This window comes from Terasakiispira papahanaumokuakeensis (genome assembly GCF_001709345.1).
GTDB lineage: Bacteria > Pseudomonadota > Gammaproteobacteria > Pseudomonadales > Halomonadaceae > Terasakiispira > Terasakiispira papahanaumokuakeensis.
Genome location: NZ_MDTQ01000001.1, coordinates 901,257 through 923,112 on the forward strand (window position 1 = coordinate 901,257; position 21,856 = coordinate 923,112).

Sequence of the window (21,856 nt, forward strand, 5' to 3'; positions counted from 1 at the left end):
TTGAGGCTGTCGTGACGGGGTGAATGGATGATCAGACGATACGCCTGATCATGATAAGACCTGAAAGCGCAGCTGTATTGAACAAAATCGAGCGTTGTTGATTGGGCTGCACGGAGTGTAAACGGTTTATGACCGTAGTGGCGTCAATAGATCATGTAATCCGTTATGGTCAATTTCATGCATGAGCGCCAGCAGCTCGCCTAGTGCTCCCGGCGGGAACCCTTCCCGAGCGAACCAGGCCAGATAGGGGCCAGGCAGGTCTGCGATCAAACGGCCTTGATAACGGCCAAAAGGCATCGGTGTTCGAACAAGTTTTAATAGGTCTTCAGCTTGCATGAGGGTCGGGCTTACCTTGATGGTGTGTGTGAATGGGGTTGTGTGAATGGCTGTGTGTGAACGGTGGTTGGGTTGACCGTGTGATCTGTTGAATGCCGAAGTGGTGAGTTTTGTAATAAGAAATCGACAAAAGCCCGATTGGCCAGTGAACGGTGGCCATCACGTTTCCAAGCAATCGACAGATCGAGATAAACCGGTTCTGAGAAAGGCACGGCGACAAGATCGTCATCTTCCTCAATCACCATACGTAAAAATACGGTAATCCCAAAGCCATGGCGAATAATACTCTTAGTGAGTTGGATTAAGTTGGACTCAAAGTCAATGCGTGGCGATGCACCGACCTGGCGGGCAATTTGTTCGATGAATTCACGGTGAAAGTAACCGGTTTTGAACAGCACCAGATCATGGGTGAAGAAGGTTTCAAAACTGACATGGGGTTGCTGGGCCAAGGGGTGGTCCTTGGGCACACAAACCACCATTTCTTCACGGAGAAACAGTTGTGACTCCAAGTCATCTTCTACTTGATCGGCTACGATCACACCCACATTAAGCTCGCCCTGACGTAACATTTGTTGTAACCGCCGGGTGCCCGCTTCTTGGACCGTCATCTTCAGATCAGGATAGCGATGTTTAAAGGCCATGAGAATGGGTGGGAAAAAGTAAGAACCCAGCATACTGGGAAGGCCGAGACTGACCTCGCCACGGTTCAGACCTTGAAGCTCTGCTAAGGCCTCTTCGGCGGCAGCGGCTTCTTGCAGCATGCGTAGCGCATGAGGCAACAGCTGCTGTCCTTCTGGGGTTGGGCGAATGTATTTTTCATTACGGTCGAGCAGTGTGACACCCAGTTGTTTTTCCAGGTTGCGGATGGCCATACTGACCGCAGGCTGAGCGACCCCTTGGCGGGCCGCAGCAGCGGTAAAGCTACCCGTCTGGACAACATTCACCCAGTGACGCAATTGACGCAGCTCCATAAGGCTTCCTTATGCAATGTATATAGCCTATATATTTCACTTATGATAGCGAGCCCTTTAAGCTAACGCCATTATCTAATGAGGGGTTAAGCATGATTGAGCAAGGTTCTACAGCATTCTGGCGGGCAACTCTGGCCTTGTGCCTAGGATCTTTTATGATCTTCGCCAATGTCTATACCACTCAGCCACTGCTGCCGATTCTGCGTCATGAGCTGGCGATCTCATCCTTACAAGCCAATTGGACACTGGCAGTAACCACGCTGATGCTTGGCGCTGCCTTATTGATTTTTGGCCCCTTGTCGGATGCTTTTGGGCGGCGCAAGTTGATGCGTTTGAGTATGGCCGGTGTGGTGCTGACGACTTTGGCGTTATCGCAAGTGGATGACTATCGTTCTTTGCTGGTTTTACGAGGATTACAAGGCTTCTTTCTCGGTGGGTTACCGGCGATTGCGGTCGCTTATATGGGAGATGAGTTTAGCCGCAAAGCGTTGATGGTCGCTGTCGGGCTTTATATCAGTGGGAATACCTTAGGTGGGCTGGGCGGCCGTTTGATTAGTGGATTTATGGCTGAACACTTTTCTTGGCAGGCCAGCTTCTTGGCTTCAGGTATTTTGTCGGCGGTGATCTTACTGGTGTTCTGGTGGTTATTACCGGCCTCACAGCATTTTGAGGCGCGTTCGGCTCATCCGGTGCGGATGGCGCGTGATTTGTTAGGCCATCTCCGTAACCCCGTGCTGATACTGGCTTACTTGATTGGCGGCTTTAACTTTTTTGTCTTCATTAATCAATACAGCTATATCACTTATCGTCTGAGTGATGCGCCTTTCAATTTATCGGTCGGGTTTCTCAGCCTGCTATTTCTCACTTATTTAAGTGGCACTTATGGGTCGGCGATTTCTGGTCGTTTTGCTCAACGCTGGCCGCAGCCTTTATGTATGGCCATCGGTATTGTGATTTTAATGATCGGATCAATGGTGACGCTGATACCTTGGATTCCAGCGATCTTGGCAGGGCTTTTGATTAATGCTTTTGGTTTCTTTTTCTGCCATTCCAACGCCAGTAGTTGGGTCAGCCGTAATGCCTTACAGGCGCGCGCGGGCGCCAGTGCTTTATATCTGGTGTTTTACTATCTCGGCGCCAGCTTGGGTGGTTTCTATCTCGATGTGTTTTGGCATTGGAGTCGTTGGTCGGGTGTGGTTGAAGGCTCTTTGGTGATTTTGGTGGGCACCCTCGCGTTGAGTCTCTACTTGTGGCGTTTAACTCGGCAGCAGGAGAGGCCCGGTATGGCATCAGAGGGGGCTTTGAAAACCGGGGCGTCTTCATAATATCCGCACGTTTTCATCACATCCGCACGTCTTCATAAAAAACAGAACATTTTATAACGGGCCCAGTCGGGCCCTCATTTAAAAATTCACCCAGGCTTGCCAGCATAACCGAAGCCCAAGTAGCGTCAGCATCCACTTGAATAGTTGGTTGAAGCGTTGATCATCTATTCGTTTGAGCAGATGTAGTCCGGCCCAGGTGCCGATGAATCCGGCAATGATCATGAGGATTATCAGTCCAATCCACTGGGTGAAGACAAAGCCCGCGACGCCATAAACCAGTGCTTTGGGTGCGTGTTGTAGTGACATCGACGCGGCAAAAGTGGCGACTGTGCGAAAACGGTCCCCTCCTTGCTGTTTGATAAATGCGGCCACCAGTGGACCGCTGGCGCCGGCAAACATCGCCGCGAAACTGGTGATGAGGCTGGCGATCAAAATGCCAGGGCGACTGAGGGCCATTTTGGGCAGCTTGGGACCCCAGCAAAGAAAGAAGATAAAGCCTGCAATTGTCAGCTGTAGTGTTTCAAGACTCAGTTGCATTAAAAATAGGCTGGCCAGCCAAGCACCCAGTATGACACCAGGTAGAAACCAGAGAATGGTCTGCCAGTGGATGTGTCGCCAAGTCATTATGGCTCGATTGACGTTAGAGCCCATCTGCACCAACCCATGAACAGGAATGATGGCGGCTGGGGGTAATGTTAAAGCCAGTGCGGCTAATAGCATCACGCCACCGCCTGCACCGAGTGCGGCGGTTAACATTGAGGTGAAGGCCGCGGCAATGATCAATATTGTCGCAGTCATACTGTCGATGGTGTCGGGAAGCAGACTTGTGAAAAGGGTACTGGCGTCTAGACTCATGTGTTGAGTTCCGTTATTCGACAAAGGCCCTTCTGAACAAGGGGTTCTCGGAGTGTCTTGGCAAAGGCTGTTAATGCCGGCGTCCACAGGCTGGTTTCAGGGGCTGTGAAGTAAGTGGCGACCTGACCGATTGCTTCGGGCAGTGGGTGGCTGTATACCTTGAAGCGATGCTGATGGGTCTCAAGCGTCATTCGAGGCAAGATGGCATATCCCATTCCAGCAGCAACACACCCTAATATGGCATCGAGCGTGCCGAATTCGAAGATTCGGGTCGCATAGATTTCGTAGTGCGCCATTAATAATTCGATGCGCTGGCGATAGCTGCAGCCCTGACGAAAAGCCAGAAAGGTGGCGGTTTGTAGGGTCTGTGGTGTCGGCATCTCATCCATGGGCTGTGCAGAGACCAGCACCAGCTGTTCGTCGAATACTTTCATGTGATGCAGGCGAGGGTGGTTCACTTTGCCTGCAACAAAGATGCAGTCGTGCTCCCCTTCTTGCATGCCTTTGATCAGGTCTGCGGTGGGGCCTGTTTGCAGTGTGATATCGATCTCTGGGTGGGTTTCGTGGAATTGTGCGAGGATGGGGGGAAGCCTGAGTGCAGTGGTGGTTTCCATGGCGCCGATACGGATGCATCCGCGGGGAGAGGCATTTTTCTCGAAGACTGAAAGCGCCTCGTCGTGAGCCGACAAGATGCTTTCAGCATACTGAATCAATGCTCGTCCCGCGCTGGTGAGGCGAACGCTTCCATGACGGTCTATCAATTTGACATCCAGCTCTTCTTCTAGCTTTTTGATATGGGCGGTGACGTTGGACTGAACCGTATGCAACAACTCAGCCGCAGCGACAAAGCTGCGGGTTCGAGCGACTTCTCTAAATATCCGTAACGATTTGAGTTGCATCTGCGGTGCCTTAGTGGAAACGACCATCATGATAAGCGATCAACGGTGCCATTATATATCGCTTTTTATGAATTGATAGATGGCTGAATCTGCCTTTAGGCATGAATAAGGTGTGGTCTATGCGGCTCATGTTCATACGATTTCATACGATCCGCTGCACCGTTTACACGATTAAAAATGATGTTTGATCATGATTCACGGGCAAGCGTTAGAATCCCCGAGAGCGCATACACTCTTGGTATTCCATTCGACGGCGATCATACTCCTCTTCCTGCTCGCTCTCAGCGGGTGCACTGAAGCCAAAGCTGAAAATCTTGTAGCCGGCGATGCTGATCTGGCTTTCGGGCTGCTGGCCGACCTGTAAGGTACAAGCCAACTGTGCTTGCTCGTAAGGAGATAAATTTTCAGGGTTGATCGAGCAGCCTGAAAGGCTCAGCAGTACAGCCAAAGCACCCAGGTTTAAAGCCCCCAGGTTTAAAGCCCCCAGGTTTAAAGCACCTGAGCTTAAATCACTTAAACCCAAAGCACCTCTCCGGTCGTCCCGTAAACGCCTGTTCAATCGGGTCGCTGGTTGGCATCGTGCCCGTCGTCGATTGAGCGTATGTACGGGCTTGAACGTGTGTACTGGCTTGAAATCGCAAAAGGCACGTGTGATGAGGGCAAAGAATCGAAGGGTCATGGCCTACCAGTAACTGGAATGTTAATGCATGCCGCCTATTATAGCGGTTGCCGGAGCCCCTCATAAATGCATTGCGTTAAATATATGATGCATTAAGTTTAGGCCCGTTATCATACCGCATGCGTTTGAACGTCAATGCGGTCAACCTAAGCCTGTGTGATTCATCGATGTTCATATGGTGAATAGCCTTAATATGGTAAATAGAAGTCAATATGGCTTACAACAACGCAATGATCTGTAGGGACAAACTGCACGGATGGATGACTTAACCGGGATCAACCTTAATCTATTGCTGGCGCTACAGGCCCTGCTGGAAGAAAGCAGTGTGACTGCTGCTGCACATCGCTTAGGGATCACTCAGTCAGCGATGAGTCGGCAGCTAGCTCAGTTACGCCACCTATTTGCTGATCCGCTGTTAGTGCGGGTGGGAAACCGTCAGCAGCTCACAGAGCGTGCCCGACAATTATCGCCTGCACTGGATTCATCACTGAATAGCATTCGTCAGTTATTGCATTTAGCGCCGTTTGATCCGACCCAATGTGTTCGTCGTTTTCACATTGCGGTGTCGGATTATGAGGCGCACTATATTTTGCCTGAGGCCACTGAACAGCTCATTCAACAAGCGCCAAGTATTGAATTGATGATTCATCCATGGACGCCGGATCAGATGCCCGCTCTGCGTGAAGGGGGACTGGATATGGCAGCTTGTATTCTGGATACTTCTCCTCCTGATATTCATGGGCGTGCCATTGATAGTGATTATTTTGTGTGTCTGATGCGCCATGGCCACCCCCTCGCTGAACAGTCGCTGTTAACGCTGGATGATTATGTCAATACGCCTCAGGTGGCCATATCGGGAGGTGGGGATAAAGTGCGTCAGATTGATAGCCTGCTCAATGATATGAAACGACAGCGACAGATCCAGGTTTGGGTGCCGTTTATTGATGCGGCGTTATCATTAGTCTCTGCTTCTAGCCTGTTGACGACGGTGCCGCGTCATATTGCCGATAACTTGGCACAGCAGTTCCAGCTGGTGGCGAAGCCCTTACCCTTTCAAAGCCCAAGGATCAGCTATTATTTGATTTGGCATAGTCGTCATCAACATGATCCGGCGCATCAGTTTGTACGGGACCATTTATTCCAAGCATTACAAGGTTCGCATTACTCGCATTAAGTCTAATTTGACAATTGATAGGTCAGGGGCGTGTTCGATAGGGCGATGAGAGTGTGTGCAGGCGAGGTTCAGTATCAAGATAAATGAATAAAGATAAATCGCAGTGATGACGTGTTGATCGATAAAAATGAATAACGACAGGGTGAGAATGATAATGACATTAAGCTTTCGAGTACGCTTATTGATCCCGATACTGGTTTTGTTATTGATCGGTTTACTCGGTGTGGGTGGGGTGTCTTTAAGCATGTTGCAGCAAGAAGGGAAGCAAGCGATACAAGCTGAACTTAACAGCACCTTACAGACGGCCGCATCGATGTCTGAAGAATGGGTGGATGCTAAAGCCAGTATTGTTTCAGCGGCAGCCCATGATTTGTCCCAGCAGCCAGATGAATGGCTCAGACCTTTGAATATGAGTAAGCGTGCCGGCCATCTCACGCAAATATCGGTTGCGCTCTCCTCGATTCCGAATCTGCATCAGGCTGAACCCTTTGATGACCTACCGGATGATTATGATGCCCGTAAACGTCCTTGGTATCAGAATGCCTTGTCACATAAAGGGACCACGCTGATTGAGCCCTTTTTTGAAGTTTCATCGCAGCAGTTACGTATTTCGCTCACCCGCGCACTGGATAACGGTATGGAAGGCGTGGTGTTAGGTGAGGTGACGGTGGATGCGGTGCTGGCAAAGCTGATGAGTCTTTCCACTCGTTGGACGTCCCAGCTGTGGCTGATGGACACGGATAATCAATTGATTGCGCACCCGAATAAAGCGTGGACCGGACAATCACTTCAATCTGTTCTACCGGATGCCGTGCTGCCGAAAGAAGGGGAGCTAGGTCAACTGACTTACCAAGGTAAGCAGTGGTTCACCTCCACGATTACCTTACCCAATTTGAAATGGCGTTTCCTTTTATTAGTGGATCGCGACGAAGCGCTCTCGGCTCAGCAGCGTTTGTTATGGCAGCTCATTAGCTTAGGGGTACTGGTACTGGCCATTGTGGGGGCTATTCTGTTTTGGCTGATTCACCATCAAACCAAGCCATTGCGCCGGTTAGTGGGGTTGATGAATAACATTTCCAGTGGCGAGGGAGATCTGACTGCACGTCTGGCCGTTGAGCGTCAGGATGAGTTTGGTCAGGTCAGTCAGGCGTTTAATCGATTTGTTGAGCGTTTACAAGGCACCATTCGCGATATTATTCAGTTGACGGTACGACTGACTGACGATGCGCGTGGTTCGGCAGAGCAAAGCCGATTGACTTTGGATGAGTTGGGACGCCAGCAAGCAGAATTGTCACAGTTGTCGGCGGCGGCTCAGCAGATGTCCGCCGCGACGGGTGAAATTGCTGATAATGCGGATCGTGCAGCATCAGCGGCTCAAGAAGCGGCTGATTCTACCCAGCAAGGGTTGGGCGTGGTGGATCAAAACCGTACCGCGATTGATCAATTGGCTGGACAAGTGAATGGCGCGGCTCAAGTGATCGCAGAGGTTGATGGCCAGGCACAGAAGATTACTGGCATTCTGGCGACCATTCAGGGCATTGCGGAGCAAACCAATCTGTTGGCATTGAATGCCGCCATTGAAGCGGCCCGTGCCGGTGAACATGGTCGCGGTTTTGCTGTGGTGGCGGATGAAGTGCGTGAGCTATCGAGCCGAACCCATCGTTCTACAGAAGAAATCCAGCAGATGATCAGTGAGCTTCAGCAAGTGACTGGACGTGCAGTGAAAGGTATGCAGGCCAGTGAGTCGATGGCGCATGACAGTGTGAGTCATGCGACAGAAGCGGCTGATCAGCTGCGTCAGATTGATCAAGCGAATGCCACGATTCGTGATATGGCGATTCAGATTGCCAGTGCAGTCGAGGAGCAAAATGCGGTGACGGCAGAGATCAGCGGCAATACGGATCAGATTCGGACCTTGGCTGAGACGCTATCTGAGCAAGCTGATACCGCTCAGCGTCGTGCTCAGGAGTTGAGCGATGTGGCAGATGCACTGAAAGCATTAACCGATCGTTTTAAAGTGTAGTCATCCTGCATTCAGTTTTCCGGCCAGACAGGGGGCTGGCCGGTGTTTAGACTGAGTCCAGTGTTAGAAAGCACTCATCATGTACTTGAACAGCACTTATAAATGATACCCATACAGGAAAGCAGTGAGTGTTGCTGCTTTCCTTTTTTTGGGCGTGAAATTGAAGTGGTGCTTTATTTATATTTTTTCGTCATGTTGAAGATGATGTGGGTTAAGTCATTATTTTCTTTCTATTATCCTATTTATTTTGCTTGCTATGCTGAATTTCTGTCTATACTAAATTAAGGAGTTTTACCGGTTGCCCAGGATGGTCCTAGCTGCAGTGCGCAGGTCGCTGCTGATGATCTTCATAAAGAGAACTGAACTATGGGATTGACCTTTCGGACTCGTCTGTTGGCATGTGTCATCAGTCTTTTATTATTGGGTCTTCTCGCCGTAGGAGGGGCCTCTTTTCACATCTTAAAGCAAGAAGTTGAGGAAGCTTCCCGGGCAGAACTGAATAATACGCTACGTACCGCTTCGGCGATGTCGAAGGAATGGGTGGAAGCCAAGACTCATATGGTTGAAACCATGGCGCATGAGTTGCCAAAGGATAAGTCCCAGTGGGTTGAGATGCTGACGCTGGGTAAACAATTAGGCAATTTCTTCTACATGTATACGGGCACGGCGGATGGGGAGTATCTCCAAGCTAGGCCCGACATTGATCTTCCCGAAGGTTATGATCCTCGGACTCGCCCTTGGTATAAAACGGCGATGAAAGAAGGCAAGCTCACCGTGACATTACCCTATGAGGATGTGGTCACGGGAGGCTTGTTTATTGCCATGACGATGCCTCTCGCCAATGGTATGGATGGGGTGATGTCAGCTGACGTCAGCGTGACCGATGTGGTCGACAAACTCATGAGCTTGTCTGCCCGCTGGACCTCTCAACTCTGGTTGATGGATACCAATAATCAGCTGATTGCACACCCGAATGAAGAGTGGATCGGAAAACCTCTGAATGATGTTATTCCTGATATGGTGCTGGCTGATGAGGGCTATCTCGGGCACCTGCATTATCAAGGGCAGGACTGGTTGACCGCCACGCTCACGTTGCCGGAGTTGAAGTGGCGTTTTCTGTTGTTAGTGAGCGAAAAAGAAGCGGTTGCGGCACAGAATCAGTTGCTTTGGCAGATTTCCTTATTAGGCCTGGGCGTCCTGATTATTGTGGGATTGATTGTCTTTTGGTTGGTGCATCATTTGACCAAACCGCTACGACGTTTAGTGACCCTGATGAATGATATTTCAACGGGTGAAGGGGATCTGACTTCACGACTGGAGGTAGCGCGTCAAGATGAATTCGGCCAAGTCAGCCTAGCATTTAACCGTTTTGTTGAACGCCTGCAGGGGACGATTCGTGAAGTGATTGCCTTGTCAGGCAGTTTAACCCAGGATGCGGTGGCCTCCGCGGAACAAAGTCAACGAACCCTCGATGAGATCAGCCGTCAGCAGGAAGAGCTGGCACAGCTCTCAGCGGCCTCTCAGGAAATGTCGGTGGCGACCGGTGAAATTGCTGGGAATGCGGAACAAACCGCAGCGGCGGCTCAAGATGCGGCGGATTCCACCCAGCAAGGGATGCAAGTGGTGGATCAAAACCGTGAAGGTATTAGTCAGTTGGCGCAACAAGTGAATGATGCCTCCCAGATCATTACTGAGGTGGATGATCAAGTACAGAAAATCACTGGGATTTTGGCAACGATTCAAGGGATTGCTGAGCAAACGAATTTGTTGGCGTTGAATGCGGCGATTGAAGCGGCTCGGGCGGGTGAGCATGGCCGTGGTTTTGCTGTGGTGGCAGATGAAGTGCGTGAACTCTCTAGTCGGACCCACCGTTCTACCGAAGAAATTCAGAAAATGATTGGTGAGTTACAGCGTGTGACTGGCCGAGCCGTGGAGGGCATGCAAGCCAGTGAGGCGATGGCCCATGACAGTGTGGAACATGCCAAAGAAGCCGCTCAGCGACTGACTCAGATTGATGAAGCGAATACCACCATTCGCGATATGGCGGTACAGATTGCCAGCGCTGTCGAAGAGCAAAATGCGGTGACTTCGGAGATCAGTGGTAATGCTGAACAGATCAAAGTCGTCTCGGAAACGCTATCAGAACAGGCTCACGTTGCACAACAACGCGCACAAGCGCTGAGTCAAGTCTCACTGTCACTGAAAGAGCTGACGGACCGCTTTAGAGTATAGTGATTCAATTAGGCGTTGCGGCTCAATAAAGGGCCGCTATTTCATGAGTTGAGCTCTACCATCTGATGAATCCCGGAGGCGTTAATCCCTCCGGGATTTTTTTATGCTGATGATGAGCGATGCGATGATTGATAAAGCGCTATGGGTCGGTATGAAAATAAAGTGATTGTTTTCTGCATGTTTAAACGACATGGAGTGTCATGGTGTGATGACAAGATCGCATAAGCGTTTTGTTTTGCTTGATAGTTGATAAAAATAGTCAACAATGGGTCTCTTGTCGTGAGTTTGTAAGCGCTGTGACACGATGCTTTGAGTTGAGTCGCTTTACTTAAACACGTTTTGAATATGGCTTGAGTCTTGCTCGGGCCATTTAGAGCAAAGCGATGATTGCGCAATAACAATAACCTGCCTTAAAGCAGGACTGTCAAAACACAGAAAATCTGGGGATGGAGAACTGATGACGCTTTCATTTCGGCAGCGCTTATTGATACCTATTTTGGCATTATTGTTGGTGGGGTTGATTACTTTAGGGCTCGTAGCCAACCGGCTGTTGAGCCATGAAGTCCAACAGGCCACAGAGGGTGAGATTAACAATACATTAAGAGCCGCAGAGATCTTCGTGAATGGCTGGGTGAAGGCGAAAGGGAATGTGTTGAGATCAGTGGCTCAACATTTGCCGAAAGATCCTCAGCGTTGGCCTGAAGCCTTGACTACCGCGCGTGATGCTGCCGGTTATGATTTGACTTATGTCGGCACAAGTGAAGGCAAAATGGTGCAATCATTGCCTGAACCGCCTTTACCGGCGGGTTATGATCCGCGTAAACGGCCTTGGTATAGCGCCGCTCAGCGAGCCGGTCAGCTGACGGTGACGGCACCTTATATGGGCGCTAGCCCGGCAGTCCCTTTGATTTCACTGGTGAGTCCCTTAAGAAACGGCGTGGATGGGGTGATTGCCGGTGATATCCAGCTGTCTTCATTGACCGAAGAACTGTTGACGCTAAAGACGCGCTGGACATCGCAGCTATGGTTGTTGGATCCGAATGGTCAGCTGATTGCACACCCGGATGCCGGTTATTTTCAAAAACCTGTTTCTGAGTTGATTGCTGCTACCGAGCTGCCCGCTCAAGATGGCGTGATTAAAACTCTGCACTACCAGGATCGTGACTGGTTTGTCGCGACCCGCACTTATGCCAATACCGGATGGCGTTTTGTCCTCTTAGTTGATAAACGTGAGGCCACTGTTGCGAAAGGGCGTTTAGTGTGGCAGTTAGCGAGCATTGGGCTTGTGATTCTAGTCGTGGTGGCCACAGCGCTGTTGTTGTTAGTGGGCTATCTGACCCGGCCGTTACGCCGTTTAGCGGCGTTGATGAATGATATTTCGACGGGGGAAGGTGATTTGACTCGGCGCTTGGATGTTGAACGTCAAGATGAGTTCGGTCAGGTCAGTCAAGCGTTTAACCAATTTATTGCCCGGTTGCAGTCGACGATTCGTGAAGTGATTCAACTGGCGGCGCGTTTGAATGACGATGCGCGGTCAACAGCGGATCAGAGCCATCTGACTCTGGATGAGATTGCCCGTCAGCAGCAAGAGTTATCGCAACTTTCCGCAGCGGCACAGCAGATGTCGGCAGCAACCGGTGAGATTGCGGGTAATGCTGAGGCAACGGCGACAGCGGCTCAAGAGGCGGCTGATTCAACTCAAACCGGTTTGAGCGTGGTCGAGCAAAATCGAGAAGCGATCAGTCGTCTGGCGGATCAGGTGAATCAGGCCAGTGGCGTGATTGGTGATGTTGATGAGCAAGTACAGAATATCACTGGTATTTTGGCGACGATTCAAGGGATTGCCGAACAAACGAATTTATTGGCACTGAATGCTGCTATTGAAGCGGCGCGTGCCGGTGAGCATGGCCGCGGATTCGCCGTGGTGGCGGATGAAGTCAGGGATTTATCTAGCCGAACACATCGCTCGACCGAAGAAATTCAGCACATGATCGACGATCTCAAGCGTGTCACTCAACGGGCGGTTGAAGGGATGACCTCCAGTGAAGCGATGGCACACGAGAGTGTCGATAATGCGGCTCAAGCCGCTGAGCGATTGCGCCAAATTGACGAATTCAATACGCGCATCCGCGATATGGCGGCGCAAATTGCCAGTGCTGTCGAAGAGCAAAATGCCGTGACCTCAGAGATGAGCGGTAATACCGAGCAAATTCGAGAAGTCTCTGAAGCCTTGGCGACTCAAGCGGAAAGCGGTCGTCAGCGGGCGCAAGAGTTAAGTCAGGTCGCTAATGCATTAAAAGCATTAACCGATCGGTTCCGAGTGTAAGTGTCAATGTAAGTGTAATAGCCGCTGTTATGAGGAAGTTGAGCCCCAGGATGGGATCGTCGCATTGAAGGATCAATGGCTGCGCTTGGCGTCCAGAGGACGTCAAGCGGGCTTTATTGAGGGCGCTCCCCATTCCGACTGACCACTCCTGAGCTTTCCCCGCTGTCTTTTCTCTGAATTTCACTGTCTAGCGAGGCCTGTTGATCATGATGATCAGGCTTGATGCTTGACCCTGTGACACGAACTGATCAGTGTGCTTTTGACGGTGGCCGGTAGGGGCTTATAACCTTAGTCTTATTTTTTAAACGGTCGTTTGTCTCAACTTTGGCCTTGGTGATAGAGTCAGAAGATGGGTGAATAAAATCTGAATGCCGGGTTGGTCCGGCCCTTGTGATCCCCGTGGCCTCAATCGTTTGAGGGATTCGATGAATAACAACAATCTGGAGGTCTTCATGCGTGTTGGCCGGCGGTTTGGCTGTCTATCTTTGTTGATGGCGAGCGTTTGGAGTGCGTCATCACAAGCCGCGACAGATCCGAATAGTTTGCTGTACCCCGCGCTCAAAGCGCCGCTAGCCTCGCAGGCCTTACTGCTGGATGCGGCCACCGCGCCACAGCGGCAGTTGATTGTGGGCGAGCACGGTATTGTGTTGTACCACGACCAAGCGTCTGCAAGCTGGCAGCAGGCTGATGTGCCGGTCAGCACCATGCTGACTGCAGTGACGCATGTCGCCGATGACATTTGGCTGGCGGTGGGCCATGACGGCATCATTATTCGCAGTACTGATAATGGGGCTCACTGGTCGCTGGTGCATCATGAAGTCAAGGCGCGTAAGGCAAGGGCCCAAGCCGATATTGAGCGCCTGAAAAAAGAGATCGCGGCGCTTTCTGAGACGGATGCCGGTGAGGCCTACCCTGATGAGGGGGATGCAGATCAACCCAGTCTGGATGATCTTGAATATGCATTGGATGATGCCCGTTTTGCACTCGAACACAATGATGTACCGCCCCTGCTGGATGTGATGATGCTGGATGCCCAGCATGGTTTTGCTGCCGGGGGGTATAACACCCTGTTGGAAACACACGATGCGGGTGTGTCTTGGCAATATGTTGCTGATCGGCTGCCTAACCCCGAAGGCTTGCATAATAATGTGATGGCGCAGGATGGTCAGGGCCATGTGTGGCTGGCGGGTGAGCGAGGGAGCCTTTATCGCTCGGATGATCAAGGCCAGACCTGGCATAGCGAAAATTCTCCTTATACCGGTTCTTGGTTTGCTTTAACGGCTCTGCCTGATGGCGGCCTGATTCTGGCCGGTTTACGGGGCCATGCCTATTGGCGACAGCCTGATAGTGAGACATGGCAGTCACTGAATTTGCCCACTGAAACGACGTTTAATGGTGCCAAGGTGCTGCCGAATGATCAGGTGGTCTTATTAGGGCAGGGTGGTATTTTTGCCCACGGAGTATTACCCCATTTGACGCTATCGGCATTGCCGGAGCGAGAATCACTGCTGACGGCGATCAAGCGTAAGGATCAGGTGATCGGGGTGGGGCAAGGCGGTATTCATCGCCTGTCGTTTTCTGCGGATTCGGCCGCGCATCAGGAGGAAGCTAAATAATGACATCATCTGTGACTCCCCCTGATCAGCATCCTCAGGCCAATACGCAAGGCCCATGGATTGAGCGCCTGTTCTTCAAACATCGTGTCTTCTGGTGTGTGTTGTTTGTGATCGTCACCTTGTTGTTGGGGTGGCGGGCGACAATGGTGAAACCTGAGGCCAGTTTTGAAAAGCTGATCCCTTTGACCCACCCCTACATTGAGAATCTCATGGCCCGGCGCGATGACCTTAAAGGGCTAGCGAATTCGGTGCGCATTGCGGTGACAGTGAAAGGGGATGGCGACATCTTTGATGCTGATTACATGGCGCATCTGCGCAAAGTGTATGACGAAGTGATGTTTATGCCGGGGGTGGATCGTTCAGCGGTCAAGTCGCTTTGGGCCCCCTCAGTGCGTTGGACGGAGGTGACGGAGGCAGGGTTTGCCGGTGGGACGGTCATTCCTGACACTTATTCTGGCGATGCGGCTAGCCTGAAGCGGTTGCGTGAGAATGTCTTGAAATCGGGCCAGGTCGGTATTCTGGTCGCCAATGATTTTCGGTCGACGATCATTCAAGCGCCGCTGTTGGAAACGGTGGATGGGCAGCCGCTGGATTATCAAGCCATGTCGGCGCGGTTGAATGAACTGCGCACTCAGTTTTCGACCGACCAGTATGATATTCGTATCATCGGCTTTGCCAAGTTGATTGGTGATTTGATCGATGGGGCGACCCAAGTGGTCTTCTTCTTCCTCTTGGCGATTGCGATTACCTTTGTCCTGTTGTGGCTTTATTCGCGCTGTTTGGTCAGCACCATTATCCCCCTGGTGTGCTCGATCATTGCCGTTATCTGGCAGTTGGGCTTGTTACAGTTGATGGGCTATGGTCTTGATCCTTACTCGATGCTGGTGCCTTTTCTGGTCTTTGCGATTGCGGTTTCCCACGGGGTTCAGGTGATCAATGCCACGGCCATCGAAGCAGCTCAAGGCGCGGGCAAAATGATGGCCGCCCGACTGGCGTTCCGAGGGCTTTATATTGCTGGGATGCTGGCGCTGGTTTCGGATGCCATTGGGTTTATGACGCTGTTGTTTATTGAAATCCAGGTGATTCAAGATCTGGCCATCGCAGCGGCCCTCGGGGTGGCGGTGGTGATCCTGACCAACTTGGTGTTGTTACCTATCCTGATGTCTTGGTTAGGGGTGAGCCGCACGAGCATTGAGCGGGTCGACCGGGCTCAGCATCAGACCTCGCCGATATGGCATCGCCTGTCTTTTTTGAGTCATGCTCGGGCGGCGCCTATTTCCTTACTGATCGCATTAGGGCTTGGGATTGTCGGCTTATATGGCAGTAGCCAATTGCAAATCGGGGATTTGGATGAAGGCGCCCCTGAGCTGCGCCCAGACTCTCAGTACAATCAAGATAATGCCTATATCACCCATCACTATGCCACTTCCGCTGATGTTCTGGTGGTGATGGTGACGACCCCTGAGCAGCAGTGCGTGGCCTATCCCGCAATGCAGATGGTGGATCGGTTCGAATGGATGATGCGTAATGTCGAGGGCGTGCAAGGGACGCTGTCTCCAGTCAGTATTGCCAAGCGTGTGATTGCCGGTTTCAACGAAGGCAGTTTGAAATGGCAAACCTTATCTCGTAATCAATACGTGCTGAACCAGGCGATGAGTAATGTGCCACCGGGGTTGGTCAATAACCGATGTGATCTGTTGCCGGTGATTCTGTATTTGCAGGATCATAAAGCTGAGACCTTGTCGCGGGTGACGCATCAGGTGGAAAATTTTGCTTCTGCTCATAATAGTGATCATGCACGCTTTATGTTGGCGGCCGGTAGTGCCGGGATTGAAGCGGCGACCAATGAAGAAATTCGGCGTGCACAGAACTTTATGTTGGCCTTTGTTTATGCGGTGGTGTCGATCTTAGTCTTAGTGACATTCCGCAGCTGGCGCGCGGTGGTCTGTATTGTCGCTCCTCTGGGGTTGACGTCGGTACTGTGTCAGGCGTTGATGGCTTGGTTGGGCATCGGTGTAAAAGTCGCCACCTTACCGGTGATTGCGCTGGGTGTCGGGATCGGGGTCGACTACGGCATTTATATCTATTCACGCTTGAAGGCCTACATGCAGGCGGGCGAGCGATTGCAAGATGCCTATTACCATACCCTGCGCTCGACTGGTAAAGCCGTGAGTTTTACGGGATTAACCTTGGCGATTGGCGTCGGCACTTGGGCCTTCTCGCCGATTAAATTCCAGGCGGATATGGGGATTCTGCTGACCTTTATGTTCCTATGGAACATGATTGGTGCGCTGTGGTTGTTGCCTGCGATTGCGCATTATCTATTAGGCCGAAAACAGCCTGCATCATAGACAACGACTCATCACTCAAACACGATATCGATTTAACCCCGGCTTGCCGGGGTTTTTTATATGGGATTTATATCGCAGTATCTTGTCTTTATGGATCTCAAGATTGATCGCAAGTCACTCATCACAATAAGGCGCATATCATGTCTGATTTACCTCTTGGGTTGGTTGGTGTGGGCAAAATAGCGCGTGACCAGCACCTGCCTGCGATAGCCGTAACGTCAGCTTGTCACTGTGTGGCGACGGCTGATCCTTATGCAAGCTTACCTGATGTACCCAGCTACGATTCCTTGACCGCTATGCTGGATGATAACCCCGGATTAAAAGCCGTATCGATTTGTACGCCCACTCACTTACGTTATGAGCAAGCGCGGCAGGCGTTATTGCGTGGCCGACATGTGTTGTTAGAAAAGCCACCGGGGGCCACGCTCAGTGAGGTCGAAGCTTTGGTGGCATTAGCCGAGCAGCAAGGTGTGACCCTGTTCGCTGCCTTGCACTCTCGCTTTGCGCCGGGGGTGAGCAAAGCTCAGCAATGGCTTGCTCAGCGCCGGATTCACCATGTTGATATTCAGTGGAAGGAAGATGTCCGTGTGTGGCATCCAGGTCAAGCGTGGATCTGGCAGGCCGGAGGAATGGGCGTGTTTGATCCGGGCATTAATGCCTTTTCAATCGCCACGGCGATTTTACCCCAGCCCTTTTTTCTGCAGCAGGCTCGCCTGGACGTACCGCGTAATTGTCAAACGCCTATTGCGGCTGATCTGACTTTCCGGGATGAAAATGGCGCGTCTATTGGCGCTCATTTTGACTTTCGTCAGCAAGGCCCTCAAACCTGGGATATTCACGTGGAAACGGATGGGGGCTTGCTCAGCTTAACCCAAGGCGGTTGTCAATTAAGTATCCAAGGTGACGTGATTGTCAATGAGCCCGAACATGAATATGCCGGCCTTTATGCGCACTTTGTGGAGTTGGTGTCAGCACAGCAAAGTGATGTGGATATGGCACCGCTAAGGCTGGTGGCTGATGCCTTTTTATATGGCCGTCGGGAAATGGTTGAGGCATTTGTTGAGTAGGCTAATGCCCCACTTTAGTCGTGTATGGATGAGACCGCCGTTGCGGAAACCACTCATTTATCAGTCTTTTTCTTTGAGATAACCAAAATGATATTGAGTTCAGCCGACTTTGATATTGGTTGGTTATAGCGTGCTTCGTTAGGGTAGTGATACATCAGCGGTTCTCCTACCGCTTGAATAACAATAATGATGATAAGAGGAGAGCGATCGTGCGCTATGGAAGGGACTCATACGTGGACGACAAGCTGGCTACACCCGTATGCAAGCGCGTGGAAACTCAACCGTTTGGCCAGCTGCCGGATGGTCGTCAGGTTGAGATTTATCAATTGACCAATGCGCAGGCTATTGAGCTTCATATCACTCATTACGGTGGCACCATTGTGTCGCTGAAAACGCCAGATCATTCAGGTCATCTGGATGACATTGTTCTGGGATTTGACACTTTATCCGCTTATCTTTCAAAAGCTTATCAGCAGGTTAACCCTTATTTCGGTGCTTTGATTGGCCGATATGGCAACCGCATTGATCATGGCCGCTTTACCCTCAATGGCCAAGCCTACACTTTGGCTACTAATGATGGCACTCATCACCTCCATGGCGGTGATCAAGGCTTTGATCGCGTGTTATGGCAAGCCCAACCCTTTAGTCACGATACGGCCTCAGGAGTCGTGTTGCGTTATACCAGCCCGGATGGAGAAGAAGGTTATCCCGGGACACTTGACGTTGAAGTGACCTATACCCTGACCGATCAGAACGAGCTGATCATAGACTATTGGGCAAAGACGGATCAGCCCACCCCTGTCAATCTGACTCAGCATAGTTATTTTAATCTGGAAGGTGCTGGGCAGCGCTCCATTCTTGACCACCACCTCATGCTGAATGCTGAACAGTTTACGCCCGTGGATGAGTCATTAATGCCGACGGGGGAATTACGTGCGGTCGCCGGTACACCCTTTGACTTTAGGCAACCGACCCCTGTTGGCCAAAGGATTGATCAAGCCGATCCGCAGCTGAGTTATGGCCGTGGCTATGACCATAATTTCGTATTAAACCGTGATCAGGCTGGGGCGGATGAGGTGGTGGTTGCGGCTCGTTTATGGGCGCCATCCAGTGGTCGGGTCCTAGAAGTTGCCACCACTGAGCCGGGTATTCAGGTTTACTCGGCCAACGCTTTAGCTGGTGATTTAACCGGCCACAAGGGGCAGGTTTATTCCCGGCATGCAGGCTTGGCTTTGGAAACCCAGCACTTCCCGAATGCCCCGAATCAGGCGAATTTCCCCAACACAATTTTGATGCCTGGAACCGATTACCACTCAAGGACCGTACTGCGCTTTTCAACCTTTTCGACCCAGTAGTGGGTGGCCAGTAGAGGTGGATAGCTCCAGGCTCATCGGCTGAGATGAGCCTCATTACGACGATGTCATTAACACAATAAACAGTACAACAACCAAAACAACAACCAAGCAATGAAAGGAGTCTTCACATGCGGATCACTCAGGTCTTAACGCATTGTGCGCTATTGGGCACCTTACTGGTGGCCCCTTGGGTTCAAAGTCAGGCACAAGAGGATATCAAGATAGGCTTTATCGTGAAGAAACCCGAGCAGGCGTGGTTTATCAATGAACAGCGGGCTGCGAGCGAAATGGGTAACAAATTAGGGTTCGAGGTGGTCCGTCTAGGTGGTGAGGATGGCCAAGCAGTATTAAGCGCGATTGATAACTTGTATGCCCAAAATGCACAGGGATTTGTCATTTGCCCGCCCGATGTCCGTCTTGGGCCTGCGATTATGCATCGGGCCAGACAATATGACATGAAAGTCATTACCGTGGACGATCAGTTTGTGACCGCTGATGGTCAGCCGATCGAGGATGTGCCTCACCTCGGGATGTCGGGGACTAAAATTGGTCAACAGGTGGGCGAGGCCATTGTTGTCGAAATGAAGACCCGAGGCTGGGATCCTAAAGAAGTCGCAGCCTTACGTATCTCCAATAATGAATTACCGACTGCTGTTGAGCGTACCGATGGTGCGACCCAGTCGTTATTAGCCGCAGGCTTCCCTGAAGATCATATTTTTGATGCGCCTCAGCAAAATACCGATACCAGTAGCGCTTTTTCTGCCGCATCGCCGGTATTGGCGCAACACAGTGATTATAAACACTGGGTGATTTATGCGCTGAATGAAGAAAGTGTACTCGGTGGTGTACGGGCGACTGAGCAGTATGGCCTGGACGCACAAGATGTTATCGGTGTGGGGATTAACGGTTCTGGGGCCGCTTTTGCTGAGTTCTCCCGGGAAAAACCGACCGGTTTTTTTGGCACTGTGGCAGTGAGTTCGACCATGCATGGCCGTCAAACGGCTGAAAATCTCTACTACTGGATTACCGAAGGCAAAGTACCTAAGGCCAATACTGAAACCGCAGGGACCTTGATGACGCGTGACAACTGGCAGGCGGTGCGCAAAGCACTGGGCCTGTAATTGAGACATCAATGGAGGCGGCCGGTATGTCTGATCCTTATCTGCGTTTTGATCATATCAGTGTGATCTTTCCCGGTGTACGTGCTTTGGATGGTGTGAGCTTCGCTGCCCATGCCGGGCAAGTCCATGCCCTGATGGGCGAAAATGGGGCCGGAAAATCGACCTTATTGAAAGTCTTAAGTGGTGTTAATCAACCGGCAGAAGGCGCGCTCTGGATTGATGGGCACCGCCATGTCTTTAGCAATACCCGAGAAGCCTTGAGTGAAGGGGTTGCCATCATTTATCAGGAGTTGACGCTCTCCCCCAATATGTCGGTTGCTGAGAACCTGTTATTAGGCCAATTACCGGCTCGGCAAGGCCTGATTGATCGGCAGCAGCTGCGGCAGCGTGCACTTGAAGTCTTGAACGATTTGGGAGAGACCTCGATTGATCCGGCAATGAAGGTACGTGATTTATCGATTGGCCAGCAGCAAATGATCGAAATTGGGCGTGCCTTGCTACGGGATGCGCGAATTATTGCCTTTGATGAGCCCACCAGTAGTTTATCAGTGCAGGAAACCCAGCAACTCAAACGTATCGTCAAACGGTTACGCGATGAAGGGCGGGTCGTGCTCTATGTGACGCACCGGATGGAAGAGGTGTTTGATCTATGTGATGCGGTCACCATCTTCCGCGATGGTCAGCACATTCGGACCCATGAGGACATGAGTGAACTGACACATGACCTTCTGGTGAGCGAAATGGTGGGGCGTGATATTGACGATGTCTATGGCTATCGGCCTCGTCAGGTTGGCGACATTGTGCTTGATGTGGCCGGTATTGAGGGGCGTGGGTTGCGTTCGCCTGCGAGCTTCACCGTGAAGCGGGGCGAGGTGTTGGGCTTTTTTGGCTTGGTGGGCGCCGGGCGGAGTGAGTTGTTGCGGCTGGTGTGTGGTGTTGAGCAACCGAAGGCTGGTCAGATCCATTTTCGGAATGAGTCCTGTCAATTTCAACATCCCGCCGAAGCGATTCGGTCGGGGATTGCCATGTGCCCGGAGGACCGTAAAGCGCAGGGGATCTTCCCTGTCGCCAGTGTCGCCGACAATTTGAATATCAGCTGTCGCCGTTTTTTTAAGCGCTGGGGGATTTTTCGGCATGGGCGCCGGGAACGGCGTAATGCCGAGTCCTACATCCAGCAGCTTCGGATTAAAACCCCCAGTGCTAAAACACCGATCAGTACCTTGTCTGGCGGCAATCAGCAAAAAGTGATTCTGGCGCGCTGGCTGGCTGAAGAGATTGACCTTTTGATCATGGATGAACCGACTCGAGGGATCGATGTCGGGGCCCGTCGAGACATCTATAGCCTGCTCTATGACCTAGCTGAAGCGGGCAAAAGTGTTGTGGTGATCTCCAGTGATCTGGCCGAAGTGAGTGCTATATGTGATCGCATTGCGGTCATGCGCGGTGGTGAATTGATTGATGTCGTTGCGCGGGATGCGGCAACACCTGAACGTCTGCTTGGGCTGGCGCTACCGGCCTGATAGCTA

General features: G+C 51.4%; 16 protein-coding genes. 11 read left to right on the forward strand and 5 right to left on the reverse strand.

Annotated features, from left to right (window positions below; all coding sequences use genetic code 11):
• Nucleotides 1-126: 126 nt before the first annotated feature.
• Both BFW38_RS04020 and BFW38_RS04025 read right to left on the reverse strand, forming a co-directional pair.
• A complete protein-coding gene (locus BFW38_RS04020) occupies nt 127-336 on the reverse strand; it encodes a DUF3820 family protein (protein ID WP_068997237.1) in 210 nt (69 codons plus the stop codon).
• Between the two features lie 11 nt (nt 337-347).
• Nucleotides 348-1,307, reverse strand: a complete 960-nt coding sequence (locus tag BFW38_RS04025; RefSeq protein WP_068997238.1) for a LysR family transcriptional regulator — start codon at nt 1,305-1,307, stop codon at nt 348-350.
• A 92-nt stretch (nt 1,308-1,399) separates the two neighbouring features.
• Here BFW38_RS04025 and BFW38_RS04030 point away from each other — a divergent pair, with 92 nt between their 5' ends.
• Complete coding sequence (locus tag BFW38_RS04030; protein ID WP_068997239.1) at nt 1,400-2,632, forward strand: MFS transporter; 1,233 nt, start codon at nt 1,400-1,402, stop codon at nt 2,630-2,632.
• A 78-nt stretch (nt 2,633-2,710) separates the two neighbouring features.
• Here the strand turns inward: BFW38_RS04030 and BFW38_RS04035 are convergent, their stop codons facing one another.
• The 3 genes from BFW38_RS04035 to BFW38_RS04045 all read right to left on the reverse strand — a co-directional run bounded on the left by BFW38_RS04035 (nt 2,711) and on the right by BFW38_RS04045 (nt 4,909).
• Nucleotides 2,711-3,487: a sulfite exporter TauE/SafE family protein gene (locus tag BFW38_RS04035; RefSeq protein ID WP_084004441.1), complete on the reverse strand. Its 777-nt coding sequence runs from the start codon at nt 3,485-3,487 to the stop codon at nt 2,711-2,713.
• Nucleotides 3,484-4,386 carry a LysR family transcriptional regulator gene (locus tag BFW38_RS04040; RefSeq protein ID WP_068997240.1) on the reverse strand — a complete coding sequence of 301 codons (903 nt, stop codon included), beginning with the start codon at nt 4,384-4,386 and terminating at the stop codon, nt 3,484-3,486. The genes BFW38_RS04035 and BFW38_RS04040 overlap by 4 nt, the downstream gene beginning before the upstream one ends.
• Nucleotides 4,387-4,594: 208 nt before the next feature.
• Entirely contained in the window at nt 4,595-4,909 is a 315-nt protein-coding gene (locus BFW38_RS04045) for a hypothetical protein (protein ID WP_068997241.1), read from the reverse strand.
• Between the two features lie 412 nt (nt 4,910-5,321).
• On the opposite strand from BFW38_RS04045, the gene BFW38_RS04050 reads away from it, so the two are divergent.
• From BFW38_RS04050 to araG, 10 genes are all read left to right on the forward strand, one after another.
• Nucleotides 5,322-6,239, forward strand: a complete 918-nt coding sequence (locus tag BFW38_RS04050) for a LysR family transcriptional regulator (protein ID WP_068997242.1) — start codon at nt 5,322-5,324, stop codon at nt 6,237-6,239.
• A 154-nt stretch (nt 6,240-6,393) separates the two neighbouring features.
• The gene (locus BFW38_RS04055; RefSeq protein ID WP_068997243.1) at nt 6,394-8,262 is read left to right on the forward strand and encodes a methyl-accepting chemotaxis protein; all 1,869 of its coding nucleotides are present in this window, start codon (nt 6,394-6,396) and stop codon (nt 8,260-8,262) included.
• A 366-nt stretch (nt 8,263-8,628) separates the two neighbouring features.
• Nucleotides 8,629-10,494: a methyl-accepting chemotaxis protein gene (locus BFW38_RS04060; protein WP_068997244.1), complete on the forward strand. Its 1,866-nt coding sequence runs from the start codon at nt 8,629-8,631 to the stop codon at nt 10,492-10,494.
• A 457-nt stretch (nt 10,495-10,951) separates the two neighbouring features.
• A complete protein-coding gene (locus BFW38_RS04065) occupies nt 10,952-12,820 on the forward strand; it encodes a methyl-accepting chemotaxis protein (protein ID WP_068997245.1) in 1,869 nt (622 codons plus the stop codon).
• 452 nt (nt 12,821-13,272) lie between these two features.
• On the forward strand, nt 13,273-14,436 hold the full coding sequence (locus BFW38_RS04070) for a WD40/YVTN/BNR-like repeat-containing protein (protein ID WP_068997246.1): 1,164 nt from the start codon (nt 13,273-13,275) through the stop codon (nt 14,434-14,436).
• Nucleotides 14,436-16,787: an efflux RND transporter permease subunit gene (locus BFW38_RS04075; RefSeq protein WP_068997247.1), complete on the forward strand. Its 2,352-nt coding sequence runs from the start codon at nt 14,436-14,438 to the stop codon at nt 16,785-16,787. Before BFW38_RS04070 ends, BFW38_RS04075 begins: the two co-directional genes overlap by 1 nt.
• Before the next feature lie 140 nt (nt 16,788-16,927).
• Complete coding sequence (locus BFW38_RS04080; protein ID WP_068997248.1) at nt 16,928-17,854, forward strand: Gfo/Idh/MocA family protein; 927 nt, start codon at nt 16,928-16,930, stop codon at nt 17,852-17,854.
• Between the two features lie 233 nt (nt 17,855-18,087).
• Nucleotides 18,088-19,209 carry an aldose epimerase family protein gene (locus BFW38_RS04085; protein ID WP_245686061.1) on the forward strand — a complete coding sequence of 374 codons (1,122 nt, stop codon included), beginning with the start codon at nt 18,088-18,090 and terminating at the stop codon, nt 19,207-19,209.
• Nucleotides 19,210-19,337: 128 nt separating this feature from the next.
• Complete coding sequence (locus tag BFW38_RS04090; protein ID WP_068997249.1) at nt 19,338-20,330, forward strand: arabinose ABC transporter substrate-binding protein; 993 nt, start codon at nt 19,338-19,340, stop codon at nt 20,328-20,330.
• 26 nt (nt 20,331-20,356) lie between these two features.
• Entirely contained in the window at nt 20,357-21,850 is a 1,494-nt protein-coding gene (gene araG / locus BFW38_RS04095; protein ID WP_069000189.1) for an L-arabinose ABC transporter ATP-binding protein AraG, read from the forward strand.
• The last annotated feature ends 6 nt before the right edge of the window (nt 21,851-21,856 follow it).